Annotated in this window: 11 protein-coding genes and 1 tRNA gene; 11 read left to right on the forward strand and 1 reads right to left on the reverse strand. The window is 69.6% G+C overall.

The genetic code is table 11. The features are described 5' to 3' along the window. Positions 1-14: 14 nt before the first annotated feature. Positions 15-101 (reverse strand) — tRNA-Ser (locus tag ABD708_RS14020). Between the two features lie 129 nt (positions 102-230). On the opposite strand from ABD708_RS14020, the gene ABD708_RS14025 reads away from it, so the two are divergent. The 11 genes from ABD708_RS14025 to ABD708_RS14075 all read left to right on the forward strand — a co-directional run bounded on the left by ABD708_RS14025 (position 231) and on the right by ABD708_RS14075 (position 22,487). Then, positions 231-1,373 carry an acyltransferase family protein gene (locus ABD708_RS14025; RefSeq protein ID WP_344755481.1) on the forward strand — a complete coding sequence of 381 codons (1,143 nt, stop codon included), beginning with the start codon at positions 231-233 and terminating at the stop codon, positions 1,371-1,373. A 9-nt stretch (positions 1,374-1,382) separates the two neighbouring features. Next, the gene (gene radA, locus ABD708_RS14030) at positions 1,383-2,717 is read left to right on the forward strand and encodes a DNA repair protein RadA (RefSeq protein ID WP_344755483.1); all 1,335 of its coding nucleotides are present in this window, start codon (positions 1,383-1,385) and stop codon (positions 2,715-2,717) included. An 83-nt stretch (positions 2,718-2,800) separates the two neighbouring features. Next, complete coding sequence (locus tag ABD708_RS14035) at positions 2,801-3,622, forward strand: PP2C family protein-serine/threonine phosphatase (RefSeq protein ID WP_344755485.1); 822 nt, start codon at positions 2,801-2,803, stop codon at positions 3,620-3,622. A 5-nt stretch (positions 3,623-3,627) separates the two neighbouring features. After that, entirely contained in the window at positions 3,628-4,890 is a 1,263-nt protein-coding gene (locus ABD708_RS14040) for an FHA domain-containing protein (protein ID WP_344755487.1), read from the forward strand. Continuing rightward, complete coding sequence (locus ABD708_RS14045) at positions 4,890-6,557, forward strand: serine/threonine-protein kinase (RefSeq protein WP_344755489.1); 1,668 nt, start codon at positions 4,890-4,892, stop codon at positions 6,555-6,557. The genes ABD708_RS14040 and ABD708_RS14045 overlap by 1 nt, the downstream gene beginning before the upstream one ends. 5 nt (positions 6,558-6,562) lie before the next feature. Next, entirely contained in the window at positions 6,563-7,267 is a 705-nt protein-coding gene (locus tag ABD708_RS14050) for an FHA domain-containing protein (protein WP_344755647.1), read from the forward strand. Continuing rightward, positions 7,260-12,599: an Ig-like domain-containing protein gene (locus ABD708_RS14055; protein ID WP_344755491.1), complete on the forward strand. Its 5,340-nt coding sequence runs from the start codon at positions 7,260-7,262 to the stop codon at positions 12,597-12,599. The genes ABD708_RS14050 and ABD708_RS14055 overlap by 8 nt, the downstream gene beginning before the upstream one ends. 28 nt (positions 12,600-12,627) lie before the next feature. Next, positions 12,628-13,596: an AAA family ATPase gene (locus tag ABD708_RS14060; RefSeq protein ID WP_344755493.1), complete on the forward strand. Its 969-nt coding sequence runs from the start codon at positions 12,628-12,630 to the stop codon at positions 13,594-13,596. Positions 13,597-13,598: 2 nt separating this feature from the next. Then, complete coding sequence (locus ABD708_RS14065) at positions 13,599-14,897, forward strand: DUF58 domain-containing protein (RefSeq protein ID WP_344755495.1); 1,299 nt, start codon at positions 13,599-13,601, stop codon at positions 14,895-14,897. Then, positions 14,894-17,179, forward strand: a complete 2,286-nt coding sequence (locus tag ABD708_RS14070; RefSeq protein WP_344755497.1) for a transglutaminase TgpA family protein — start codon at positions 14,894-14,896, stop codon at positions 17,177-17,179. The genes ABD708_RS14065 and ABD708_RS14070 overlap by 4 nt, the downstream gene beginning before the upstream one ends. 25 nt (positions 17,180-17,204) lie before the next feature. After that, a complete protein-coding gene (locus tag ABD708_RS14075; protein ID WP_344755499.1) occupies positions 17,205-22,487 on the forward strand; it encodes an Ig-like domain-containing protein in 5,283 nt (1,760 codons plus the stop codon). The last annotated feature ends 31 nt before the right edge of the window (positions 22,488-22,518 follow it).

A 22,518-nucleotide genomic window follows, 5' to 3' on the forward strand; every position in this document is an offset into this window, starting at 1 on the left:
GACACATCACAACGCGGTACCGGTGGGATTTGAACCCACGGATGGCTTGCACCATCACATGTTTTCGAGACATGCTCCTTCGGCCGCTCGGACACGGTACCGGGATCGATCTTACGGGAGCGCAACCCCGGAAGCGAATCGAGCACCCCGGCCCACGATGCCCGCAATTGCCACGCTCCGAACACGTAACGTTTAGATAACGCCCAGGCCGGGCACGTTGGGTGGGCGAGATGACGACGGCGATCCCAACCCAGGACACGACCCAGGACAAGGGCCGTGAGACGACACGGATGCCGGGGCCGGCAGCCGCCCCGCACCCGCGGCCTCGCCTGTCCTCGCGCGCCCGCGCCGGGCTCGACGCCGCCCGCGCCTGCAGCGCTGTCTATGTCGTCCTCCACCACACCTCGACCGCACTGCCGATGCCGCCGCTCCTCACGCACGCGCTGTCGTTGGGCCAGGAAGCCGTCATGGTCTTCTTCCTGCTGAGCGGCTTCGTGATCTTCGCCAACGAGGCCGACCGGGTGCGCGACCTGCGTTCCTTCTATCTCCGCCGCCTGCGCCGCATCTACCCGCTCGTGCTCATCGCGATGGGCGTCTCGACGATCGTGTGGGCGCTCGGCATCATCCAGAGCGGGCCGAGTTGGCGCAGCACCCTCGCGACGCTGTTCAGCGTCGACGATCTCACCTCGAAGCCCGGGGTCGTGAGCGGCGCGTACCTCAACAATGTGCCGCTCTGGTCCCTGTCCTACGAGGTCTTCTTCTACGCGGTGTTCCCGCTCGTGATGATGCTGTGGCGCAAGCGGCCGAACGCGACCCGCCACTTCGTCGGCGCGATGGCCGTCGCCGCGTATCTCGGCTTCCTCTGGCACCCGAACCACTTCCTGCTCGTCACCGCGTATTTCGCGCTCTGGTGGGCCGGCGCCATCGCCGCGAAGGCACACCTCGAGGGCGGCATCCGTCTGCGCGCCGTCGCCGTCGAGGCAGGCTGGCAGGCCGCGCTCACCCTGACCGCGGCGGGCGGCGTTCTGCTCGCGGGATTCCACGGCACGAGCTCGTACCCGTTCCTGATGGTGCGCCACTTCGGCGTCTGCCTGCTGCTGCTCGTGCTGCTCGCAACGCCGGCGCGCACCGCGCTCGGGCGACTCGCCGCCGGCTGGGCGCCGATCTGGGCATGGGTGGCATCCATCTCGTACGGCCTGTACCTCTTGCACTACCCGGTGCTCATCCAGCCTGCCGAGGATTTCGGCTGGCGGGTGTGGTTGCCCCTGCTCGGCGTCACGGTGGGGTGCGCCTGGCTCGTCGAGTGCCGGCTGATGCCGCTGATTCCCCGCCCGCGAGCGGGGCGCCCCCTCAATGTCAGTGCCCCCGCATAACGTGAGGGCATGCCGAAGACCGCGACGACTTTCGCCTGTACCGAGTGCGGGTGGTCCACCTCGAAATGGGCGGGGCGCTGCGCCGAGTGCGGCGAGTGGAACACCGTGGTCGAGGCCGCATCGCCGACGGGCGTCCTGCGCGCCCTGAATCCGGTCGCGATCGGCGGTGAGCGGCGCGCGCGGCCGATCAACGAGATCGAGACGGATGCCGCGAGCCATTGGCCCACCGGAATCGTCGAGTTCGATCGTGTGCTGGGCGGCGGTATCGTTCCGGGCGCCGCGATCCTGCTCTCCGGCGAGCCGGGGGTCGGCAAGTCGACGCTGCTGCTCGAGGTCGCCTCGAAGGCAGCGGCCGCGTACGACCGCGTCCTCTATATCAGCGCGGAAGAGAGCGCGGGCCAGGTGCGGCTGCGCGCCGCGCGCACGGGCGCACTGCACGACAACCTCTATCTCGCTGCGGAGACCGAGCTGGGCCGTGTGGTCGGGCAGATCGACGCCGTGAAACCGGGGCTCGTCATCGTCGACTCCGTGCAGACCGTGTCGAGCGAGAACATCGGCGGGCTCGCGGGCGGCCCCGCCCAGGTGCGCGAGGTCGCGGTGACGCTGATCCGCGTCGCGAAAGAGAGAAACATCCCGGTGCTGCTCGTCGGGCACGTCACGAAGGACGGCAATGTCGCGGGGCCGCGGCTGCTCGAGCACCTCGTCGACGTGGTGTGCCAGTTCGAGGGCGACCGGCAGACCCCCCTGCGCTTCGTGCGCGCGCTCAAGAACCGCTTCGGCCCGACCGACGAGGTCGGCTGCTTCGAGATGACCGGCGACGGCATCGCCGAGGTGCCCGACCCGAGCGGGCTGTTCCTCTCCCGCTCCGTCATCCCCGTCTCGGGCACCTGTGTCACGATCGCGATGGAGGGCAGGCGGCCGCTGCCCGTCGAGGTGCAGGCGCTGGTCGTGCCGACCGAGGCGTCCAACCCGCGGCGCATCACGAGCGGCGTCGACCCGGCACGCGTGGCGATGCTGATCGCGGTGCTCGACCGCCGCGTCGGCTTCGAAGTGCTGCGCAAGAGCGATGTGTACGTCTCGACGGTGGGCGGCGTGCGGGTCACCGAGCCCGCCGCCGACCTCGCCATCGCCCTGGCGATCGCCAGCGCGACCTCGGGCGGCACCGTCGCCAACGAGACAGCGGCCTTCGGCGAGATCAGCCTCGCGGGCGACATCCGCCCCGCCCCCGCCGCGCGACAGCGCACCAGCGAGGCCGGCCGACTCGGCTTCACGACCCTCATCGACGCCGACGCACTGCACGTCAGCTTCGCGATCCCCAAGGCGGTGAAGGCACCCGCAGGCTGACCGCGCAGGTCATGGGGAGCACTCCCCACGACGCCGCCACCCCCGTTCACGTTACGATTCGTAGAACCACCGGAGGGGGACGGATGCCGCACACCATCGACGTCAGCGCACACAGCGCAACCGGTCGAGTGCGCTCCCTCAACGAGGATTCCTACCTCGCCAGCGATCCGCTGTTCTTCGTTGCCGACGGCATGGGCGGCCACGCCTTCGGCGATCGCGCGAGCCAGGCGGCCGTCGCAGCGCTCACCGAGCGCGTGCCTGCCGGGTCGGAGCCGTCGCCCGACGACGTGCTCGAAGCCGTCGTCGACGCCAACCTCGCAGTGCGGGCGCTCTCCACCCACGGTGAGACCGGGCTCGCGGTCGCCGGCACCACGCTCGCCGGCGTCGCCCGCATCGTCACCGAGACCGGACCGCACTGGATGGTCGTCAATGTCGGCGACTCCCGCGTGTACAGCTGGGACGGCCGGGTGCTGACGCAGCTGACCGTTGACCACTCCGCCGTGCAGGAACTCGTCGACCGCGGCGTCATCACCGATGAGCAGGCCGCCCACCACCCCGAGCGCAACGTCATCACCCGCGCGCTCGGCGCCGACGACGAGGTCGAGCCCGACGTCTGGGTGCTGCCCTACGACCAGGTCCGCACCTTCCTGATCTGCACCGACGGGCTCACCAAGCTGCTCACGCTCGAGATGATCAGCGGCATCCTCGCGGGCGACGTCGTCTTCGGCGCCGAACCCGAGGGCACCATCGCGCAGCAGCTCGTCGAAGCGGCCGATGTTGCTGGTGGATATGACAACATCACCGCGATAGTGGTTGAATCGCACGCGAGCGAGACGGCCGGCGATGCCGACCAGACGCACGAGCGGGGGCTCGGCGTGCTCGAAGAGACCAGGCCGAGGGGGTAAGGCGCGTGTTGAGAGTCCACGCGACCGCATCCGGGGGTTGGTTGACGGTCGCGATTCCCGGCACTCTGCTGCTGGTCGAGTCCACCCCTTCGCGCGTACCCGACGCCGACGAGCTGCTCGCCGCGCTGCACTCCAGCGATCCGGTGCCTGCTGCACTCGACATCCTCACCTCAGGCGGATTCAGCGCGATGCCCGCTTTCGCCCTGGTCGAGTACCGCGGCCAGAGCGCCCACTACTTCGTGCGCGGCGGCGTCGAGATCGCGTTCACCGGCTCGGGCGGCGAGCGCACCGCCTCGGGCGCCGGCATCACCACCTGGACCGAGCAGCTCATCTCGGGGGTGGACGCGTTCAGCGTCGCGGCGGCCGGTGCTGCCGGCGGCGAGGGGCTTCCGCTCGTCGATGGGGCGGTTTGGGGGGAGCGCATCGAATATCGGGGCACGGATGCCTCGGCGGAACTACCCTTCGCGAGCACAGCTGGTTTCGAGACGCCTGCTTCGCAGGCTCCTCAACCAGCCAAAACGGCGGTCCCTGCTGAGGAGACTCTCCTTCCCGAATCGATCGACGAAGAGACCGTCATCACGCCCCTTCCGGTGCTCACGCAGCAGCCCGAGACGCCCATCGTCCCCGAGGACTCCATCCCGCTGCCCGAGGGAACGACCGGCTACGACCACCTCTTCGGCGTCACACAGATGAAGAGCGTCGAGGCGGCCGCGGTTCGCCCGAAGGGCGAGGAGGAGGACGAAGCGCAGGCATCCGTCGCTCCCGCGGCCGCGCCCGCGACCGACGTGGAGGACGCGGGCGACCACGACGGCCTCACCATGATGTCGGGGGATATCGCCGAGCTACGGAAGAGAGCGGCGTCTGCCGCTCAGGGCGGCGTCCCGGTGGGTCGCCGCGCGGCAGACGCCGACCCCGAGTTCCGCATCGAGTTTCCCGACGGCCGCACGGAGCTGCTCGACCGTCCGATCATCGTCGGCCGCAGCCCCAGCGCGAACAAGGTCAGCGGCAGCGAGCTGCCCCGGCTGATCAAGGTCGGCGACTCCGACCCCGACATCTCGCGCAACCACGTGCGCTTCACCGTCGAGGGCGGCACGGTGGTGATCACCGATCTGCATTCCCGGAACGGCACGCTGATGTCCCTGCCCGGCCGCCCGCCGCTGAAGCTGCGCGAAGGCGAGCCGACAAGTGCCCTCGTGGGCACCGTCGTGGACCTCGGCGGGGGCATCCGTATCACCGTCACCGGCACGACCGAGAAGGCGGCGCGCTGATGCGCCGAGCGGTCTCCACCCCGCCGCAGCTGCCGGGGTTCGAGTACGAGAAGCTGCTCGGCTCGGGTGGCTTCGCCGACGTCTTCCTCTACAAGCAGCAGCTGCCGCGCCGTGATGTGGCCGTGAAGGTGCTGCTCGCCGACGGCCTCGAGGGTGAAGCGCGCAAGCGCTTCGTGGCTGAGGCGAACGTCATGGCGCAGCTCTCGACGCACCCCTACATCGTCACGATCTACCACGCCGACCTCGCCGACGGCGCCCGCCCGTACTTCGTCATGGAGTACTGCCCGGGCCCGAGCCTCGCCGACCGCTACAAGGTGCGGCCGCTCGATGTCGCGGACGCGCTGCGCACCGGCATCCGCGTCGGCAGCGCCGTCGCCGCGGCGCACGCACAGGGCATCCTGCATCGCGATATCAAGCCGGCGAACGTCCTGACCAACGGCTTCGGCTGGCCCGCGCTCACCGACTTCGGCATCGCGTCGACGCTCGAGGGCGACGTGCCGACCCACACGACCTCGCTGGGCGGCGGCGGCGAGGGCACCGCCTCGGTCGGGCTGTCAGTGCCGTGGTCCCCGTCCGAGATGTTCCAGGACGATCCGGATCCCGATGTGCGCAGCGATGTGTTCTCGCTCGCCGCGACGATCCACACCGTGCTCGCCGGCCGCACCCCGTTCGAGCTGCCGGGGAAGAGCAACGGCACCCTCGACATCATCGGCCGCATCGAGCGCGGCGCGATCACCCCGATCGGCCGCGACGACGTGCCGCGGTCGCTCGTTGCCGTGCTGAACAAGGCGATGTCGCCCCGGCGCGCCGACCGCTACGCCACCGCGGTCGACTTCGTGCGCGCCCTGCAGCGCATCGAGCTCGAGCTCGGCTACTCCCCGACCGGCATCGACCTGCCGAGCTTCGGCGCAGAGGCGCTCACCCGCCCCGAGAACGACGGCGGCGACGAGACCCGCTTCCGCCCCATCGCGACGGTCGACGCGCAGAGCCCCAAGACCCCGCCGCGGCCCATCTCGGCTCCGCCGGCCAGCGCGTCGACGCCCTCGCCCGCGGCGGCCGCCGTCGAAGAACAGGCGACCCGGGTGCGCGGCATCACGCCCGTCGTTTCACCGGCGGGGAGTGCGACGGGCTCGGCGAGCGCTGGAAGCGCGGCGACCGAGGCGCACACGATCGTGCGGCCCCGCACCATCGGAGCCCAGCCCGACGCCGAGGCCGCCACACCCGAGACCGCCGGCGACGAGGCAGCGGCCGGGCAGTCGGCCCCCAAGCGCCGCGGGCTCGTCATCGGCATCGCGGTCGGCGCTGCGGCGCTCGTCGCCGCGGCCATCATCATCGGCGTGATCGCGAGCCCGAAGCCGAAGGCCCACTCGACGACGAGCCCGATCACGAGCGACAGCGGCCCGCTCGTGCAGGTCGTGCCCGATGCGAAGGCCGGCCCGGTGACGCGCTCCGGCTCGACCGTGACCTTCACCTGGTCGAATCCGTCGCCCGCGAAGGGCGACCAGTACGTCTGGACGCTGCAGGCCACGAACCCGACGCAGACCACCGTCGACAAGCCGCAGGCGGTCGTCACAGGCACGGACCCCAGCACACAGGTGTGCATCCAGGTGCGCATCCTGCGCTCGGGCCGCACCTCGCCCAACGCTCTCACGGAGTGCACGAAGTGACCGAGATGAGCAGCCTGCGGGTCGAGTACGTCGGCGAGTGGTACGACGTCGTCGAAGGCGAGCCGTTCATAATCGGCCGCGAGGCGGATCTGTCGATCGACGACAACCCCTACTTGCATCGCCACTTCCTCAGCCTGTATTCCGAGCACGGCATGTGGTGGATCGCGAACGTCGGGAATCTGCTCACTGCGACCGTCGCCGACGCGTCGGGCTCCGTGCAGGCCTGGCTCGCGCCGGGCGCTCGGCTGCCGATCGTGTTCCAGAAGCTGCACGTCATGTTCAGCGCGGGCTCGACCACCTACGACTTCATGGTCTACAGCGAGGGCAACGTCTACGAGACCTCCTCGGTCATGAACCGCGAGCTCGGCTCGACGACCGTTCTGCCGGTGACGCTCACGAGCAGCCAGAAGCTTCTCATCGTCGCCCTCGCCGAGGGCGTGCTCACCGAGCGCATCGCGGGGCGCGGCTCTGTGCCCACCTCGGCCGAAGCCGCCGCCCGGCTCGGCTGGAACCTGACGAAGTTCAACCGCAAGCTCGACAACGTCTGCGACAAGCTCGACAAGCTCGGTGTCGCGGGGCTGCGCGGGGGGCCTGGGAAGCTCGCGACGGGACGGCGCGCCCGGCTCGTCGAGTACGCGGTCGCCACGCACCTGGTCGGCCCCGAGGACCTGCCGCTGCTCGACGCACCGCAGGAGATCGACAATGACTGACCTGGCACGGGGCGTGCTGGGCCGCTTGAAGCAGCACCGCACGCTGGCATCCGTCGCCGCCCTCGCCGTGCTCGCGGGGGTGCCGACCACCTTCGCCGTGCTGCACAAGGGATTCCCCGTCACCGACGTCGACCTCAACGCGGCGGATGTGTGGGTGACGAACGGCGCGAAACTGCTCGGCGGCCGGCTGAACCACCAGATCGACGAACTGGACGCCTCCGTCAACGGCTCCTCCGACGACCTCGACGTCCTCCAGAACGGAGCCGACTACTTCTTGACGGATGCCTCAAAAGGCTCCGTCCAGAAAATCGACCCCGCCTACGTCAGCCTCACCGACCAGATCACCGTCCCCGACGACTCCTGGCTCGGCTACGGCGGAAACACCCTCGCCATCCTCGCCCCCGACGGCAGACTCTGGACCATCGACACCAGCAATCAGCTGAGCTTCAACGCCACCAAAGACAAACCCGCCGCCAAACTCGGCAAGAACGCCGCCGCAGCCGTCGACTCGAAAGGCGAGACGTTCGCCACCTCGCCATCCGCCGACGCGCTCTACACCGTGAGCCACCCCGGCGCCAAGACGACGAAGACGAAGCTCGCGATCGACGGCACTCCCCAGATCACCGCGGTCGGCTCGACACCCGTCGTGCTCGACGACGGCGGGAAGCGGCTGCGCACGCCGGACAAGACGCTCGCATTGAAGGGCGAGGGCCTCAAACTGCAGCAAGTGAGCGGCTCGTCGCAGAACGTGCTGGTCGCGGCATCCGATCGCCTGTACCGCGTGCCTCTCAGCGGGGGTGACGCAACCGCGGTCCCTTCCGGCGGCAGGGTGCAGGCGACCGCAAGCGGCGTCTCGGCGCCGGTGCAGCTCGCGGGTTGCGACTACGGCGCATGGGCGACCAGCGGCCGCTACCTGTATGCCTGCGAAGGCAAGAAGCCCCTCAGCCAGAACATCGGCACCGACGTCAGCGGCGACGACCTCCGCTTCCGCGTCAACGGGAACGTCATCGCCCTGAACAACCTCCAGAACGGCGACGCCTGGATCGTCTCCCAGAACATGAAGCTCGTCCGCAACTGGGAGATGCTGCAGCCCAACAACACGCAGAAGAAGCAGTCGGACAAGGGCCAGGAAGTGCCCGTTTATCAGTCCTACGAGCAGACTGCCGCCCACCGCACCAACGTCAACCACCGGCCAGAGCCCGAAGACGACACCCTCGGCGTGCGTCCCGGCCGCACCACCATCCTGCCGGTGCTGGACAACGACCAGGACCCCGACGGCGACATCCTGACGGTCAAGAGCACCAGCGCAGTGCCGCCGGCCGCCGGAAAGCTCGACGTCATCGACGGCGGCCGCGCGCTGCAGTTCACCCCGGCCCCCGGCGCCTCCAGCGCGGCCTTCCAGTACACGGTCACCGATGGGCGCCCGGGCGGCGAGGCCTCCGCCAACGTCCAGGTGCGCGTGCACGAGCCCGCCGAGAACGCGGCGCCCGCGGTCCAGCGCACCTCGACCGTCGACGTCGAAGCGGGCCAGTCGATCAGCTACAACGTGCTGCAGGACTGGAGGGATCCCGACGGGGACTCCATCTTCCTCGAGAACGCGAGCCCTACCAGCCAGGACGACGTCTCGTTCACCCCCGACGGCGATATCACCTTCAACAACACCTCCAACCAGGTCGGCACGAAGACCGTGCAGTTCACCGTCTCCGACGGCACGCTGAAGGCCCAGGGCACGCTCGAGGTGAACGTCAAGGCCAAGGGCACCCTGCCGCAGATCGCCGTTCCCGACTTCGCGCAGGCGACCCTCGGGAGCCCCACCACCATCGACCCGCTCACGAACGACACCTCGCCCTCGGGCGACCAGCTCGTGCTCGACGACGCGACGTCGACGGACCCGTCGCTCTCGGTGCGGGTGAACCAGCAGCAGGGCACGCTGTCGGTCACCGGCAACACCGCCGGCACCTACTACCTCACCTACAAGCTTGGGGCGGGCGACCGGAAGGACGTGGATGGGCTGATCCGGGTCGATGTGGTCGAGCCGAGTGACAAGAACGCGCCGCCGCTGGCGGTCAACGACGTCGCCTACGTGCACCCCGGCCAGACCACCTCCGTCACCCCCCTGGACAACGACGTCTCCCCCTCCGGACGTGTCCTGGCCGTGCAGCAGGTCACCGGCGGGGCGGATGCCGCCGCCATCAACATCCAGCTGCTGGACAACACCCTCGTCAAGATCACCTCACCCGGCGTCCTCGAGAAACAGGTCCAACTCAGCTACACCGTCAGCGACGGCGTGAAATCCGCCACAGGCACCATCACCGTCGTCCCCGTCGCCCCGCTGGTCAACTACCAGCCGCCCGTGGCCGTCGCAGACGCCGTCAACGTACGCGCCGGCGACATCACCACCGTCGATGTGCTCGACAACGACTACTCCCCCGACGACCAGCCCTTCGCCCTCGACCCCACCCTCAAATCGACCGCACACGCCGGCGGCACCGCATTCGTCAGCGGCTCGACCGTGCGCTACCAGGCGCCCGCGAAGCCCGGCCAGTACAGCGTCACCTACACCATCTCGGACGAGCACCAGCAGACGGCATCCGCTGACGTCATCTTCAATGTGATCCCGACCGGCACCGATCAGGCGCCCGACCCGCTCACCGTCACCGGCCGGGTCTTCGCGGGCAGCACGGTGCCGATCACCGTGCCGGTGGCGGACACGGATCCCGACGGCGACTCGGTGTTCTTCGACGGGGTCACCGACAAGCCGAAGCTGGGCGCCATCTCCGGCTCGAACGCGACCGGCTTCACCTACCGCGCGGCCGACTCGGGCGCGGGCACCGATCAGTTCCATTACCAGGTCGAGGATGCGCTCGGGAAGACCGCGATCGGCACCATCCGCATCGCCGTGATCCCCCGCCCCAGCAGCCTGCAGCCCCCGACGGCGGTCAACGACAAGGTCCAGGTGCGCCCGGGCAAGACCGGCTCGGTGCAGGTGCTCGCCAACGACTCCGACCCGAACGGCTACCCGCTCACCCTCGACAAGAAGATCGACAAGGTCGACTCGCAGCTCACCGACGTGAAGGTCGACGGCTCTGCCGTGCTCTTCACGGCTCCCCAGACCGAGGGCGTCTACTCGCTGCGCTACAGCATCAGCAACGGGCACGGCGGCGAGAACGCGGCCTACGTGCAGGTCACCGTGACGAAGAACGCGAAGCCGCGCTACCCGACGGCGACCGACCACTACATCCCGGCGCAGCAGGCCAAGAAGGCATCCGTCACCGTCGACGCCCTCGACGGCGCGACGAACCCCTCCGGCCCCGTCGCCGATCTCACCGTGCAGGCCACGGGGGACAACGCGAAGCTCGCCGAGGTGCACAAGGACGGCAGCGTGACGGTCCAGGCGCAGTCGCAGCGCACGATCATCGCGTACCAGGTGACGGATCCAGCGACGAAGCTCACCGGCAAGGCGTTCATCGTCATCCCGCCGCGCGGCATCAAGACCACCCCGCCGCCCAACCAGAACCAGAACGCCGTCTCCCGCAAGACCACCGACGCGCCGCGCATCAAGCCGGGCATCGGCGAACAGGTCGTCGAGATGAACGGCTCGAAGACCTTCAGCTTCGGGCAGATCCTCGACGTGCCCTCTGGCCGGCCCGCCTCGCTCGCCGGCACCCCCACGAGCGACCACGGCCGAGTCACCGGCTCGGGGACCTCTTTCACCTTCACCCCCGCGAAGGACTACCGCGGCCCGGCATCCGTCACCTTCAATGTGGACGACGGCAAGGAGGACGGCTCGAGCGTCGACCGCGTCACCACCCTCGTGCTGCCCGTCACCGTGGGCTCCAAGGACCAGTCCGACGTGCCGCCGACCTTCACGCCGCCCAAGAAGCAGATCGAGCCGGGCGAGGCCGCCACGAAGGTCGACCTGCGCGCGGCGAGCTACCACCCCAACCCGCAGATCCTCGCGAGCCTCACGTACACCGATCTGCAGGCGATGAGCGTGAACGGCGTCACGGCCTCGCTGAACGGCTCGACGCTGTCGGTGCAGGCGCCGGTCACGGCGAAGCCGGGCACCACCGCGGTGTTCCGCTTCACCGTGAAGTCGGACAAGTTCTCGATTCCCGGTGAGGTCGACGTGACCGTCACGAGCTCGACCCGGCCGCTCGCGCAGCAGAAGAACCCGCCGCAGACGCACAGCATGCAGCGCGGAGAGTCATACACACTCAAGGCCGTCACCGACGCCGACTGGATCAATCCATTCCCAGACACCCCGCTGACGATCACGGATGCCAAGCTCGCGAGCGCACCGGACGGCGTGACCCTCTCGCACACGGACAGCACGATCACGGTCAAGAGCTCCAGCGGGAAGTTCCTCGGCGACGTGAACGTGACCTATCACGTTCAGGATGCGACGAAGGATCCTGCGCGCACGGCGCAGGTGATCGGCCAGTACAAGGTGACGATCCACGACGTGCCGGATGCGCCGGCGGCGCCCGTCGTGGACGCCGGCGACGCCAGCGCGTCCGTCTCGTTCAAGACGAGCGCAAACAACGGTCTGGAGATCGACCAGTATCGGATCCTTGCAGACAAGGACGTGGTCAAGGACGGCATCACGGCGCCGGGCAAGTACACCGTCTCAGGGCTGACCAACGGCAAGGCGTACACCTTCACGGTGCAGGCCCACAACGCGGACGGCTGGTCGGCGGCATCCGCGGGCACCACGGCCACCCCGTACGGCACGCCGACCGTCCCGAGGGACCTCAGGATCAACGCGACCAGCGGCGAGGACGCGCCGAGCACCTTCAACACCTCGTGGTCCGCCCCTGCCGACACCGGCGGCGGTGCGGTCAGGTACAACTGGAAGTTCGACGGCAACGAGGTCGACGGCATCGCCGGGACGTCACGGACCACGGGCAGCAAGGGCGAGGGCAGCTACAGCTTCAGCGTGCAGGCGGTCAGCGTCGCGACCGGTCGCACGTCGGGCTGGGTCACCTCGAAGTCGGTCAAGATCACCAACCCCCCGCCGACCGTGACGCTCACCAAGGGCGGGATGACCGGCGTCATCAACGATGGGAACGGCGGGTACTGCCACTCCCCCGGAACCTGCTACTACTACGACGTCTCCGTCAGCAATTTCCCCGCGAACTCGACGCAGACGATCCACTTCTACTGCGACGGCAGCGAGAACGGCACGACCCGCACGATGAGCATCGGCGGCAACGGCAGCGGCAGCTACAGCACCTCCACGAACCCCAAGAAGTGGTGCGGCTACAACCCGGCGTCCGTCACGGTGGGCGGCGTGAGCAGCGGCAACAAGGACTTCACCGCGAACGGCTGATGCAGACCCCGACAAGTAAGGAATCACCATGCCCGTAAGCCAGGAACAGGCCGACTGGTTCGCCGACGCCGTCGCGCAGCTGATCGCCAATCTCGACCAGGCGATCCTCGGCAAGCACGACGTCATCAAGCTCGTCGTCACGAGCATGCTCACCGGTGGCCACGTGCTGCTCGAGGACGTGCCGGGCACCGGCAAGACGGTGCTCGCCAAGTCGCTCGCGAACAGCATCGAAGGCACACAGTCGCGCATCCAGTTCACGCCCGACCTGCTGCCCTCCGACGTGACCGGCGTCACGATCTACGACCAGTCGAGCGGCTCCTTCCAGTTCCACCCGGGCCCTGTGTTCGCCTCGGTCGTGCTCGCGGACGAGATCAACCGCGCGAGCCCGAAGACGCAGTCCGCGCTGCTCGAGGTGATGGAGGAGGGCGTCGTGACCGTCGACGGCACCCCGCACCCCGTCGGCAGCCCGTTCATGGTCATCGCGACGCAGAACCCGGTCGAGCAGGCCGGCACCTACTCGCTGCCGGAGGCGCAGCTCGACCGCTTCCTCATCAAGACGAGCCTCGGCTACCCCGACCGCCAGACGACGGTGAACCTGCTGCTCGACTCGCAGAACCGCACGCGCTCCGACGCGGTGAAGCCGATCATCCAGGCATCCGTCATCGCCTCGATGATCCAGCTCGCGGCCGAGGTGCATGCGGACGCCGCCGTGATGAGCTATCTCAGCGACATCGTCGAGCGCACCCGCCAGGACTCGGACGCCTCTCTCGGCGTGAGCATCCGCGGGGCGCTCGCGCTCGCCCGCGCCGCGAAGGTCTGGGCGCTCACCGACCGGCGCAGCTATGTCACGCCCGACGACATCCAGGAGCTCGCGGTGCCGGTGCTCGCGCACCGCATCATCCTCGACCCCGAGGCCGAGTTCACGGGCGTGACCGCGGCCAACATCGTCGAGCGCGCCCTGGCGGCCGTCGCGCCCCCGACTACGCGGGTCTCCTGACGATGTCGAGCACCCTGGGCGGCCTCGCCACCTCCGTCTCCGGCACCGTCACGAGCCGGCTCGCCGCGCTGTCGACGCGCTCGATGCGCTTCATCGAGCCCGTCACGCGCGCGGCGGCGCCGGTCGCGCGCGCGGGCCGGACGGCGGCGGCCGCGGTGCCCGTGCAGGGGCGCATCGTGATCGGTGGGGCGATCGGATGCCTGATCGCGGGCTTCCTGCTGCACTGGTCAGAGCTCGTCTTCATCGGCGTGACGCTCGCCGCGGCGGTGGCCATCGCCGCGGGGTACGCCATCGGCCGCACCACCTACGCCGTGACCGTCGAGCTCAACCCGCGGCGCGTGATCGTCGGCGGCCGCGCCCTCGGGCGCATCGCCGTCACGAACTCGGGCACCCGGCCGGTGCTCGGCAGCCGCATGGAGCTGCCGGTCGGCGCCGCGCACGCCGAGTTCCAGCTGCCCCGGCTCGCCCCGGGGCAGGAGCACGAGGACCTGTTCGCGGTGCCCACGCACCGGCGCGCGCTGATCCTCGCCGGGCCGGCGACCTCGGTGCGCGGCGATCAGCTCGGGCTGCTGCGCCGCACCCAGACCTGGACCGACCGCATCGAGCTCTTCGTGCACCCGCTCACCACCCGGCTGAAGGCCTCGGCGCAGGGGCTCGTGCGCGACCTCGAGGGGCAGGCCACCAAGTCCATCACCAACAGCGACCTGGCCTTCCACGCGCTGCGCCCTTACGAGCAGGGCGACTCGATGCGCAATGTGCACTGGCGCACCTCGGCGCGCACGGGCCAGCTCATGGTGCGGCAGTACCAGGAGACACGGCGCTCGCAGATGCTGCTCGTGCTCGGGGCGGATGCCGCGCACTACGCGAGCGACGACGAGTTCGAGCTGGCGGTCTCGGTGCTGGCATCCGTCGGCGTGCATGTCATCGGCGAGGAGAACCAGATCACCGCCGGGTGGGACGGCGGCACGCTGCACACCGTCTCGCCGGTCTCGCTGCTCGACGATTCGTGCCGGCTCGAGCCCGTGAAGCGCGGCGCCAAGCCGCTGCGCGAGGTCGTGCGCACGCTCGCGGCACGGCGTGCCCAGCCGAGCGTCGTGCTGCTCGTCGTGGGCTCGCAGACCCCGCCCGCCGACATCCGCGCCGTCGCGACGCTGTTCAACCACGACACGGTGTTCACCGCCGTGCGCGTCGACGAGGCGGGCGAGGCCGTGCTGCGCCGCTCGGGCCCCGTCACGGTCGCGTCGGTCACGGCCCTGCGCGAGCTGCCGCTCATGCTCTCGCGATTGGGGACCCGGCAGTGATCACCCGCCCCCGCCTCATCGAGCTCGGCGTCGCCGCCGCGCTCGTCGCGCTGGCCGCCCTCGGCTTCCAGCCCATGTACGGCGGCGCGGTCTTCGCGCTGCCGGCGTTCGGCGGCCTCGTCGTCGGGCTCGGCTCGATTCTGCTCGGCCGCCTGCTGAAGCAGACGCTCGTCACCTCCGTCGTGATCGCCGTCGCGGCATACTTCTTACTCGGGAGCGCGCTCGCGATGCCGACGGTCGCGACCTTCGGCGTGCTGCCGAACCTCGAGACGCTCGACGGCCTCGTGCGCGGCGCCGTCTTCGGCTGGTCGGACGCGGTCACGCTCACGATCCCGCTCGAGGCGCCGCCATACATTCCCGTGCTGGCATACTTCGCGGCCTTCGCGACCGCCGTGATCTCGGCAGCCATCGTCGCCTACTGGCCGGTACGCGTCGGCGCCGGCTCCACGCTGCGCCGCGCGGTCGCCGCCGCCGCGCCGCTCGCCCTGCTGATCGCCACGATCATCCTCGGCACGCACCTGACCTTCCTCGCGGGCCTGCGCGGCGTGCTGTTCACCGCGATCGCCCTGGTCTGGATCTGCTGGCGCTCCGCATCGGATGCCACGGCGAACACCCCGGCCACCTCGGGCGCATCGGCGGCGACCCGCCGCAAGCTCGTGGGCATGGGCACGGTCGTGCTCGGCGCGCTCGTGGCGGGCAGCCTCGTCGGCGCCGTCGTGCAGCCGGCGACGGCGCAGCGCGTCGTGGCCCGCGACGAGATCGTCCCGCCGTTCGACCCGCTCGACTACCCGGCGCCGCTCGCCGCGTTCCGCCACTATGTCAACGACCAGACGAAGAAGACGCTGTTCACCGTGGACGGCCTCGCCCCCGGCTCGTACGTGCGCCTCGCCACGATGGACAGCTGGAACGGCGTGGTCTGGAACGTCTCGCGGGACTCCGGCACGGCCAACGGCTCCGGCGCGTTCCGGCTGCTCGGCCGCGACCTGCCCGAGCCGAAGCTGTTCAGCGCGGGCGCGACGACGCCCGTAAGCATCACGATCAAGGACTACTCGGGCGTGTGGCTGCCGAACGCGAGCTACCCGACGGGCCTCTCGCTCGAGGGCCCCGACGCGGCCAAGCTGTCACAGAACCTGCGCGTCAACACCGAGACCGGCACGATCGCCCTGACCTCCGGTGTGGAATCCGGCCTCAGCTACGACCTCGACGTGACCGCGCTCAAGGTGCCGAACAACAAGGCGCTCGCGGCGGTCCCGGCGGCGAACGTCTCCACCCCGCCGATGGCCAGCGTGCCCGACGTCGTCTCGAGCACCGCGAAGCAGTACGCGGGCGGCGCGACCACGGCGCTGCAGACGCTGCAGAACCTGCAGAAGTCGCTCGTGAACCAGGGTTATCTGAGCCACGGCCGCGCGAGCGACCCGGTGCCGTCGCGCGCCGGCGAGGGGGCCGACCGCGTCGAGCAGCTGCTCACCCAGTCGCCCATGGTCGGCGACCAGGAGCAGTACGTGACGGCGTTCGCGCTCATGGCGCACTCGCTCGGCTACCCGGTGAGGGTCGTGCTCGGCGCGAAGGTGCCGAAGAAGGCGGGCGAGGTGCCGATCACCGGCAACGACGTCACCGCGTGGGACGAGGTCGCGTTCGCGGGCGTCGGCTGGGTGCCGTTCTTCCCGACGCCGACCAAGACGGATGCCCCGAAGGAGCAGACCGTCAAGCCGAAGATCATCCCGCAACCCCAGGTGCGCCAGCCCCCGCGCGACCACCCCAAGGACGACCAGCTGCTCACCCCGGTGCAGACCAAGGACCAGGAGAAGAAGAAGAGCCAGCACGGCTTCCAGATCCCGGCCTGGGCGTACTGGGCGGGCGGCGGCCTGCTGCTGCTCCTCGCGATCGTGTTCGTGCCGCTGCTCGTCGTGTGGCTGCTGCGCAAGCGGCGGCGCAGGAAGCGCGGCACCGGCCCGACGGACCGGCGTGCGGCGGGCGCCTGGGCGGAGTTGGCGAGCGGATTCCACGAGCTGGGCCTCGACCGCCCGGGCCACGTCGCCACCCGCGGCCAGCTGGTGCGGCATTACGAGACCACGAGCGAGGAATCCGGTGTCCCCGTGCAGCCGGGCGTGCTCGGCCCGCTCGCCCGCCGCGTCGACCACGCGGTGTTCTCGGCGGGGCAGCTCGCCGACGAAGCCGCCGACGCGCTGTGGAAGGACGTCGACGGCGTGCTCGCGCACGCCCGCGACGGCCTGAGCTGGGTGCGCCGCCGGCTCTCGGACTACCGCTACAGCCGGTCGTAGTGCGCGGGGTGAGACGGATGCCGCGGTGTCGCTGACCTCGGGCTTCATGAGCGGGCTGAAACGCCACCGGACGATCGCGTCGGTGGCGGCCCTCGCCGTGCTCGCGGGGGTGCCGACGACGTTCGCCGTGCTGCACAAGGGATTCCCCGTCACCGACGTCGACCTCAACGCGGCGGATGTGTGGGTCACGAACGGCGCGAAGCTGCTCGGCGGACGGCTCAACCACCAGATCGACGAACTGGACGCCTCCGTCAACGGCTCCTCCGAAGACCTCGACGTCCTCCAGAACGGCGCCGACTACTTCCTCACCGACGCCTCAAAAGGCTCCGTCCAGAAAATCGACCCCGCCTACGTCAGCCTCACCGACCAGATCACCGTCCCCGACGACTCCTGGCTCGGCTACGGCGGAAACACCCTCGCCATCCTCGCCCCCGACGGCAGACTCTGGACCATCGACACCAGCAATCAGCTGAGCTTCAACGCCACGAAGGACAAACCCGCCGCAAAACTCGGCAAGGACGCCGCCGCGGCCGTCGACGCGAAAGGCGAGACATTCGCCACCTCACCATCCACCGACACGCTCTACACGATCGACCACCCCGGCGCCAAGGCGACGAAGACGAAGCTCGCGATCGACGGCACGCCGCAGCTCACGGCCGTCGGCTCGACGCCCGTCGTGCTCGACAAGGGCGGCGCCCGGCTGCGCACGCCGACGCGGACGCTGAAGCTGCCGGCCGCCGGGCTGCGGCTGCAGCAGGTCAGCTCGTCCTCGTCGAATGTGCTGGTCGCGGCATCCGATCGCCTGTATCGCGTGCCCCTCGACGGAGGCGACGCAACCTCACTCGCCGCAGGCGGGAACACCCCCGACGCCGTCTCCGCGGCGGACGTCTCGGCACCGGTGCAGGTGAACGGCTGCGACTTCGCGGCGTGGGCCGCAAGCGGCCGCTACCTGCATGCGTGCGACGGCGCGAAACCGGTGTCGCAGAGCATCGGCGAGCCCGTGACGGGCGCCGATCTGCGGTTCCGCGTGAACCACGGCATCGTGGCGCTCAACAACGTGCAGAACGGCGACGCATGGGTCGCCTCGACGAACCTCAAGCTCGTCCGCAACTGGCAGATGCTCGAGCCCGACAACACCCAGAAGAAGCAGTCGGACACCGGCAAGGAGCAGCCGGCGATGAGGTCGTTCCAGCAGACGCTCGCGCATCGCACGGAGGTGAACCACCGCCCCGACGCGGTCGACGACCAGTTCGGCGTGCGACCGGGGCGGACGACCGTACTGCCCGTGCTGGACAACGACCAGGACCCCGACGGCGACGTGCTCACGGTGAAGAGCTTCGACCCGATCCCGACGGCGACGGGAAAGCTGGATGTCATCGACGGCGGCCGCGCGCTGCAGTTCACCCCGGCTCCCGGCGCCTCGAGCGCGGCGTTCAAATACACGGTCACCGACGGCCGCCCGGGCGGCGAGGACACCGCGAACGTGCAGGTGCGCGTGCACGAGGCCGCCGAGAACGCGGCGCCGGTCGCCCAGCGGGACAGCTCCATCGACGTCGAGGCCGGGCAGTCGATCAGCTACAACGTGCTGCAGGACTGGAGGGATCCCGACGGGGACTCCATCTTCCTCGAGAACGCCAGCCCTACCAGCCAGGACGACGTCTCGTTCACCCCCGACGGCGACGTCACCTTCAACAACACCTCCAACCAGGTCGGCACCAAGACGGTGCAGTTCACCGTCTCCGACGGCGTGCTCAAGACGCAGGGCACGCTGACCGTGAACGTGAAGGCGCGGGGCACGCTCGACCCCGTTGCGGTGCCCGACTTCGCTCAGGCGACCCTCGGTGCGGCGACGACCGTCGACCCGCTGACGAACGACGAGTCACCGTCGGGCGATCAGCTGCAGCTGGTCGGGGCGACCTCGAAGGACTCCTCGCTGAGCGTCCGCGTGAACCAGCAGCAGGGCACGCTCTCCGTCATCGGCGGCGCGACCGGCACCTACTACCTCACGTACGAACTGGGCGCCGGCACGCACAAGCCGGTGGACGGGCTGATCCGGGTCGATGTGGTCGAGCCGAGCGACAAGAACGCGCCGCCCCTCGCCGTCAACGACGTCGCCTACGTGCACCCCGGCCAGACCACCTCCGTCACCCCCCTCGACAACGACGTCTCACCCTCAGGACGCGTCCTCGCCGTGCAGCAGGTCACCGGCGGGGCGGATGCCGGAGCCATCAACATCCAGCTGCTGGACAACACCCTCGTCAAGATCACCTCACCCGGCGTCCTGGAGAAACAGGTCCAACTCAGCTACACCGTCAGCGACGGCGTGAAAACCGCCAAAGGAACCATCACCGTCGTCCCCGTCGCCCCGCTGGTCAACTACCAGCCACCCGTGGCCGTCGCAGACGCCGTCAACGTGCGCGCCGGCGACATCACGACGGTGAACGTGCTCGACAACGACTACTCCCCCGACGACCAGCCCTTCGCCCTCGACCCCACCCTCAAATCGACCGCGAACGCCGGCGGCGGCCTCGCCTTCGTCGCCGGCAGCACGGTGCGCTATCAGGCCCCGTCGAAGCCCGGCTCGTACAGCGTGACCTATTCGGTCACCGACGACCACCATCAGTCGGCGACGGCGAACGTCATCTTCAACGTCATCCCCTCCGGCCAGAACCAGGCGCCGCAGCCCCAGGCGGTCACCGGCCGAGTCTTCGCGGGCAGCACGGTGCCGATCACCGTGCCGGTGGCGGACACGGACCCGGACGGCGACTCGGTGTTCTTCGACGGCATCACCGACGCCCCGAAGCTCGGGAAGGTGAGCGGCACGAACGCCACCGGCTTCACCTACGAGGCCGCGGGTTCCGGCGCGGGCACCGATCAGTTCCACTACCAGGTGGAGGACGCGCTCGGGAAGACCGCTACGGGAGTCATCCGTATCGCCGTCATCCCCCGCCCGACCACGCTGCAGCCGCCCACCGCCGTGAACGACAAGGTCGAGGTGCGCCCGGGGAAGACCGGCTCGGTGCAGGTGCTCGCCAACGACTCCGACCCGAACGGCTACCCGCTCACCCTCGAGAAGAAGCTCGACCAGGTCGATCCGGCGCTCACCGATGTGAAGACCGACGGCTCTGCCGTGCTCTTCACCGCTCCCGACGAAGAAGGCGTCTACTCGCTGCACTACACCGTCGACAACGGCCACGGCGGGCGCGACGGCGCCTACGTGCAAGTGACCGTCTCGAAGAACGCGAAGCCCCGGTATCCGACGGCGATCGACCACTACGTCTCCGCGAAAGACGCCGCGAAGGCATCCGTCACCCTCGACGCCCTCGACGGCGCGACGAACCCCTCCGGCCCCGTCGCCGATCTCACCGTGCAGACAACGGGCGGCAATGCGAAGCTCGCGACCGCCCGCTCCGACGGCGAAGTGACCGTGAAACCGCAGACGCAGCGCACCGTGATCGCCTACCAGGTGACGGATCCGGCGACGAAGCTCACCGGCAAGGCGTTCATCGTCATCCCGCCGCGCAACGTCAGGACCACCCTGCCGCCCAACCAGAACCAGAACGCCGTCTCGCACAAGACCACCGACGCGCCGTACGTCAAGTCAGGCGAGCAGATCGTGCCCGAGAACGGCTCGAAGACGTTCTCGTTCGGCGCCATCCTGAGCGTGCCGTCCGGGCGCCCCGCGAAGCTCTCGGGCGCGCTGACGGCGGAGCACGGCACGGTCTCGGGCTCCGGCACCTCGTTCACCTTCACGCCCGCGAAGGACTACCGCGGCCCGGCATCCGTCACCTTCAATGTGGACGACGGCAAGGAGGACGGCGCGCGCAGCGACCGCATCACGCGGCTCGTGCTGCCGATCACCGTGGGGTCCAAAGACCAGTCCGACGTGCCGCCGACCTTCACCACGCCGAAGGTGCAGATCGAGCCGGGCGAGGCGGCAACCAAGGTCGACCTGCGCGCGGCGAGCTACCACCCCAACCCGCAGATCCTCGACAGCCTGACGTACACGGAGCTGCAGAGCTCGACCGTGAACGGGGTGACCGCGACCCTCTCGGGCTCGACCCTGACGGTGCAGGCGCCGGTGACGCAGAAGCCGAACACAACGGCCGCTTTCCACTTCACGGTGAAGTCGGCGAACTTCTCGATCCCGGGCGAGGTCGACGTCACGGTCACCAGCTCGACCCGCCCGCTCGCACAGCAGAAGAACCCCCCGCAGACGAAGAGCCTGCAGCGTGCGCACTCGGTCACCCTGTCGAACGCGGTCGGGACGGCCGACTGGATCAACCCGTTCCCCGACACCCCGCTGACGATCACGGATGCCACGCTCGCGAACGCCCCGAAGGGCGTGACCGTCACCCACACGGCCGACGCGATCACGGTGACGGCGGCGAGTGGCGCGGATCCCGGCGAGGTGAACGTCAGCTATCACGTGCAGGATGCCACGAAGGACCCCGCCCGCACCGCACAGGTCATCGGCCAGTTCCGGGTGACGATCCACGACGTGCCGGCCACGCCGCGCGCACCGCAGAGCGTCAACGCCGACGACCGCACCGCCACCATGACCATCGACGCGCCGAGCAACAACGGCCTGCCCATCGACCAGTACCGCGTCACCTCGAACGGGAAGACCTGGACCTTCAACAAGGCGGGCGCGGTGACGATCGACGGGCTGACGAACGGCACGACGTACGCCTTCACCGTCGCGGCGCACAACAAGGACGGCTGGTCGCAGGGTTCCGCGCCGAGCGCCTCGGTCACCCCGTACGGCACGCCCGCGACCCCGCAGAACGCCAGCCTCATCGAGAACGGCCAGTTCGCGCCGGCCACCTACACGCTGTCCTGGAGCCCCGTGACCGACACGGAGGGCAAGTCGGTGCGCTACGAGTGGAGCTTCGACAACGGCGCGTGGAACAGCACCACCGCGACGAGTGTGCAGAGCCCGACGGCGGGCTCCGGCAGGCACAGCTTCCGGGTGCGCGCGGTCAACGATGCGGGCAAGACATCCGGCATCGCCCAGTCGGGAGAGGCGACGCTGCCGGCGCCGCAGGTGACCGTGACGCTGTCGAAGGGCGCAGCCGGCGGCAGCGGCCACTACTACCACGTCACGGTCTCGAACTACGTGGCGGGCAGCTACCCGGTCAAGCTGTACTGCAACGGCGCGCAAGTCGGGGGGTCGTACACGATGGCCGTGGGCTCCGACGGCTCCGGAAGCTGGGACAGTCAGAGCGACGGCGGCCAGACCTGCGGCTCCCCGAACGCACGCGCCCTCGTCAACGAGATCGGCAGCAGCTGGGTGAACTTCAACTGATGCGACGAGAGGAGCGTTCGTATAGTGGACC

Source organism: Gryllotalpicola koreensis, from assembly GCF_039538185.1.
GTDB lineage: Bacteria > Actinomycetota > Actinomycetes > Actinomycetales > Microbacteriaceae > Gryllotalpicola > Gryllotalpicola koreensis.

What these genes read in the sequence shown, in the direction of transcription:
- ABD708_RS14025 (WP_344755481.1), top strand. Translation starts at nt 231, where the DNA reads ATGACGACGGCGATCCCAACCCAGGACACGACCCAGGACAAGGGCCGT.
- radA (WP_344755483.1), top strand. Translation starts at nt 1,383, where the DNA reads ATGCCGAAGACCGCGACGACTTTCGCCTGTACCGAGTGCGGGTGGTCC.
- ABD708_RS14035 (WP_344755485.1), top strand. Translation starts at nt 2,801, where the DNA reads ATGCCGCACACCATCGACGTCAGCGCACACAGCGCAACCGGTCGAGTG.
- ABD708_RS14045 (WP_344755489.1), top strand. Translation starts at nt 4,890, where the DNA reads ATGCGCCGAGCGGTCTCCACCCCGCCGCAGCTGCCGGGGTTCGAGTAC.
- ABD708_RS14050 (WP_344755647.1), top strand. Translation starts at nt 6,563, where the DNA reads ATGAGCAGCCTGCGGGTCGAGTACGTCGGCGAGTGGTACGACGTCGTC.
- ABD708_RS14055 (WP_344755491.1), top strand. Translation starts at nt 7,260, where the DNA reads ATGACTGACCTGGCACGGGGCGTGCTGGGCCGCTTGAAGCAGCACCGC.
- ABD708_RS14060 (WP_344755493.1), top strand. Translation starts at nt 12,628, where the DNA reads ATGCCCGTAAGCCAGGAACAGGCCGACTGGTTCGCCGACGCCGTCGCG.
- ABD708_RS14065 (WP_344755495.1), top strand. Translation starts at nt 13,599, where the DNA reads ATGTCGAGCACCCTGGGCGGCCTCGCCACCTCCGTCTCCGGCACCGTC.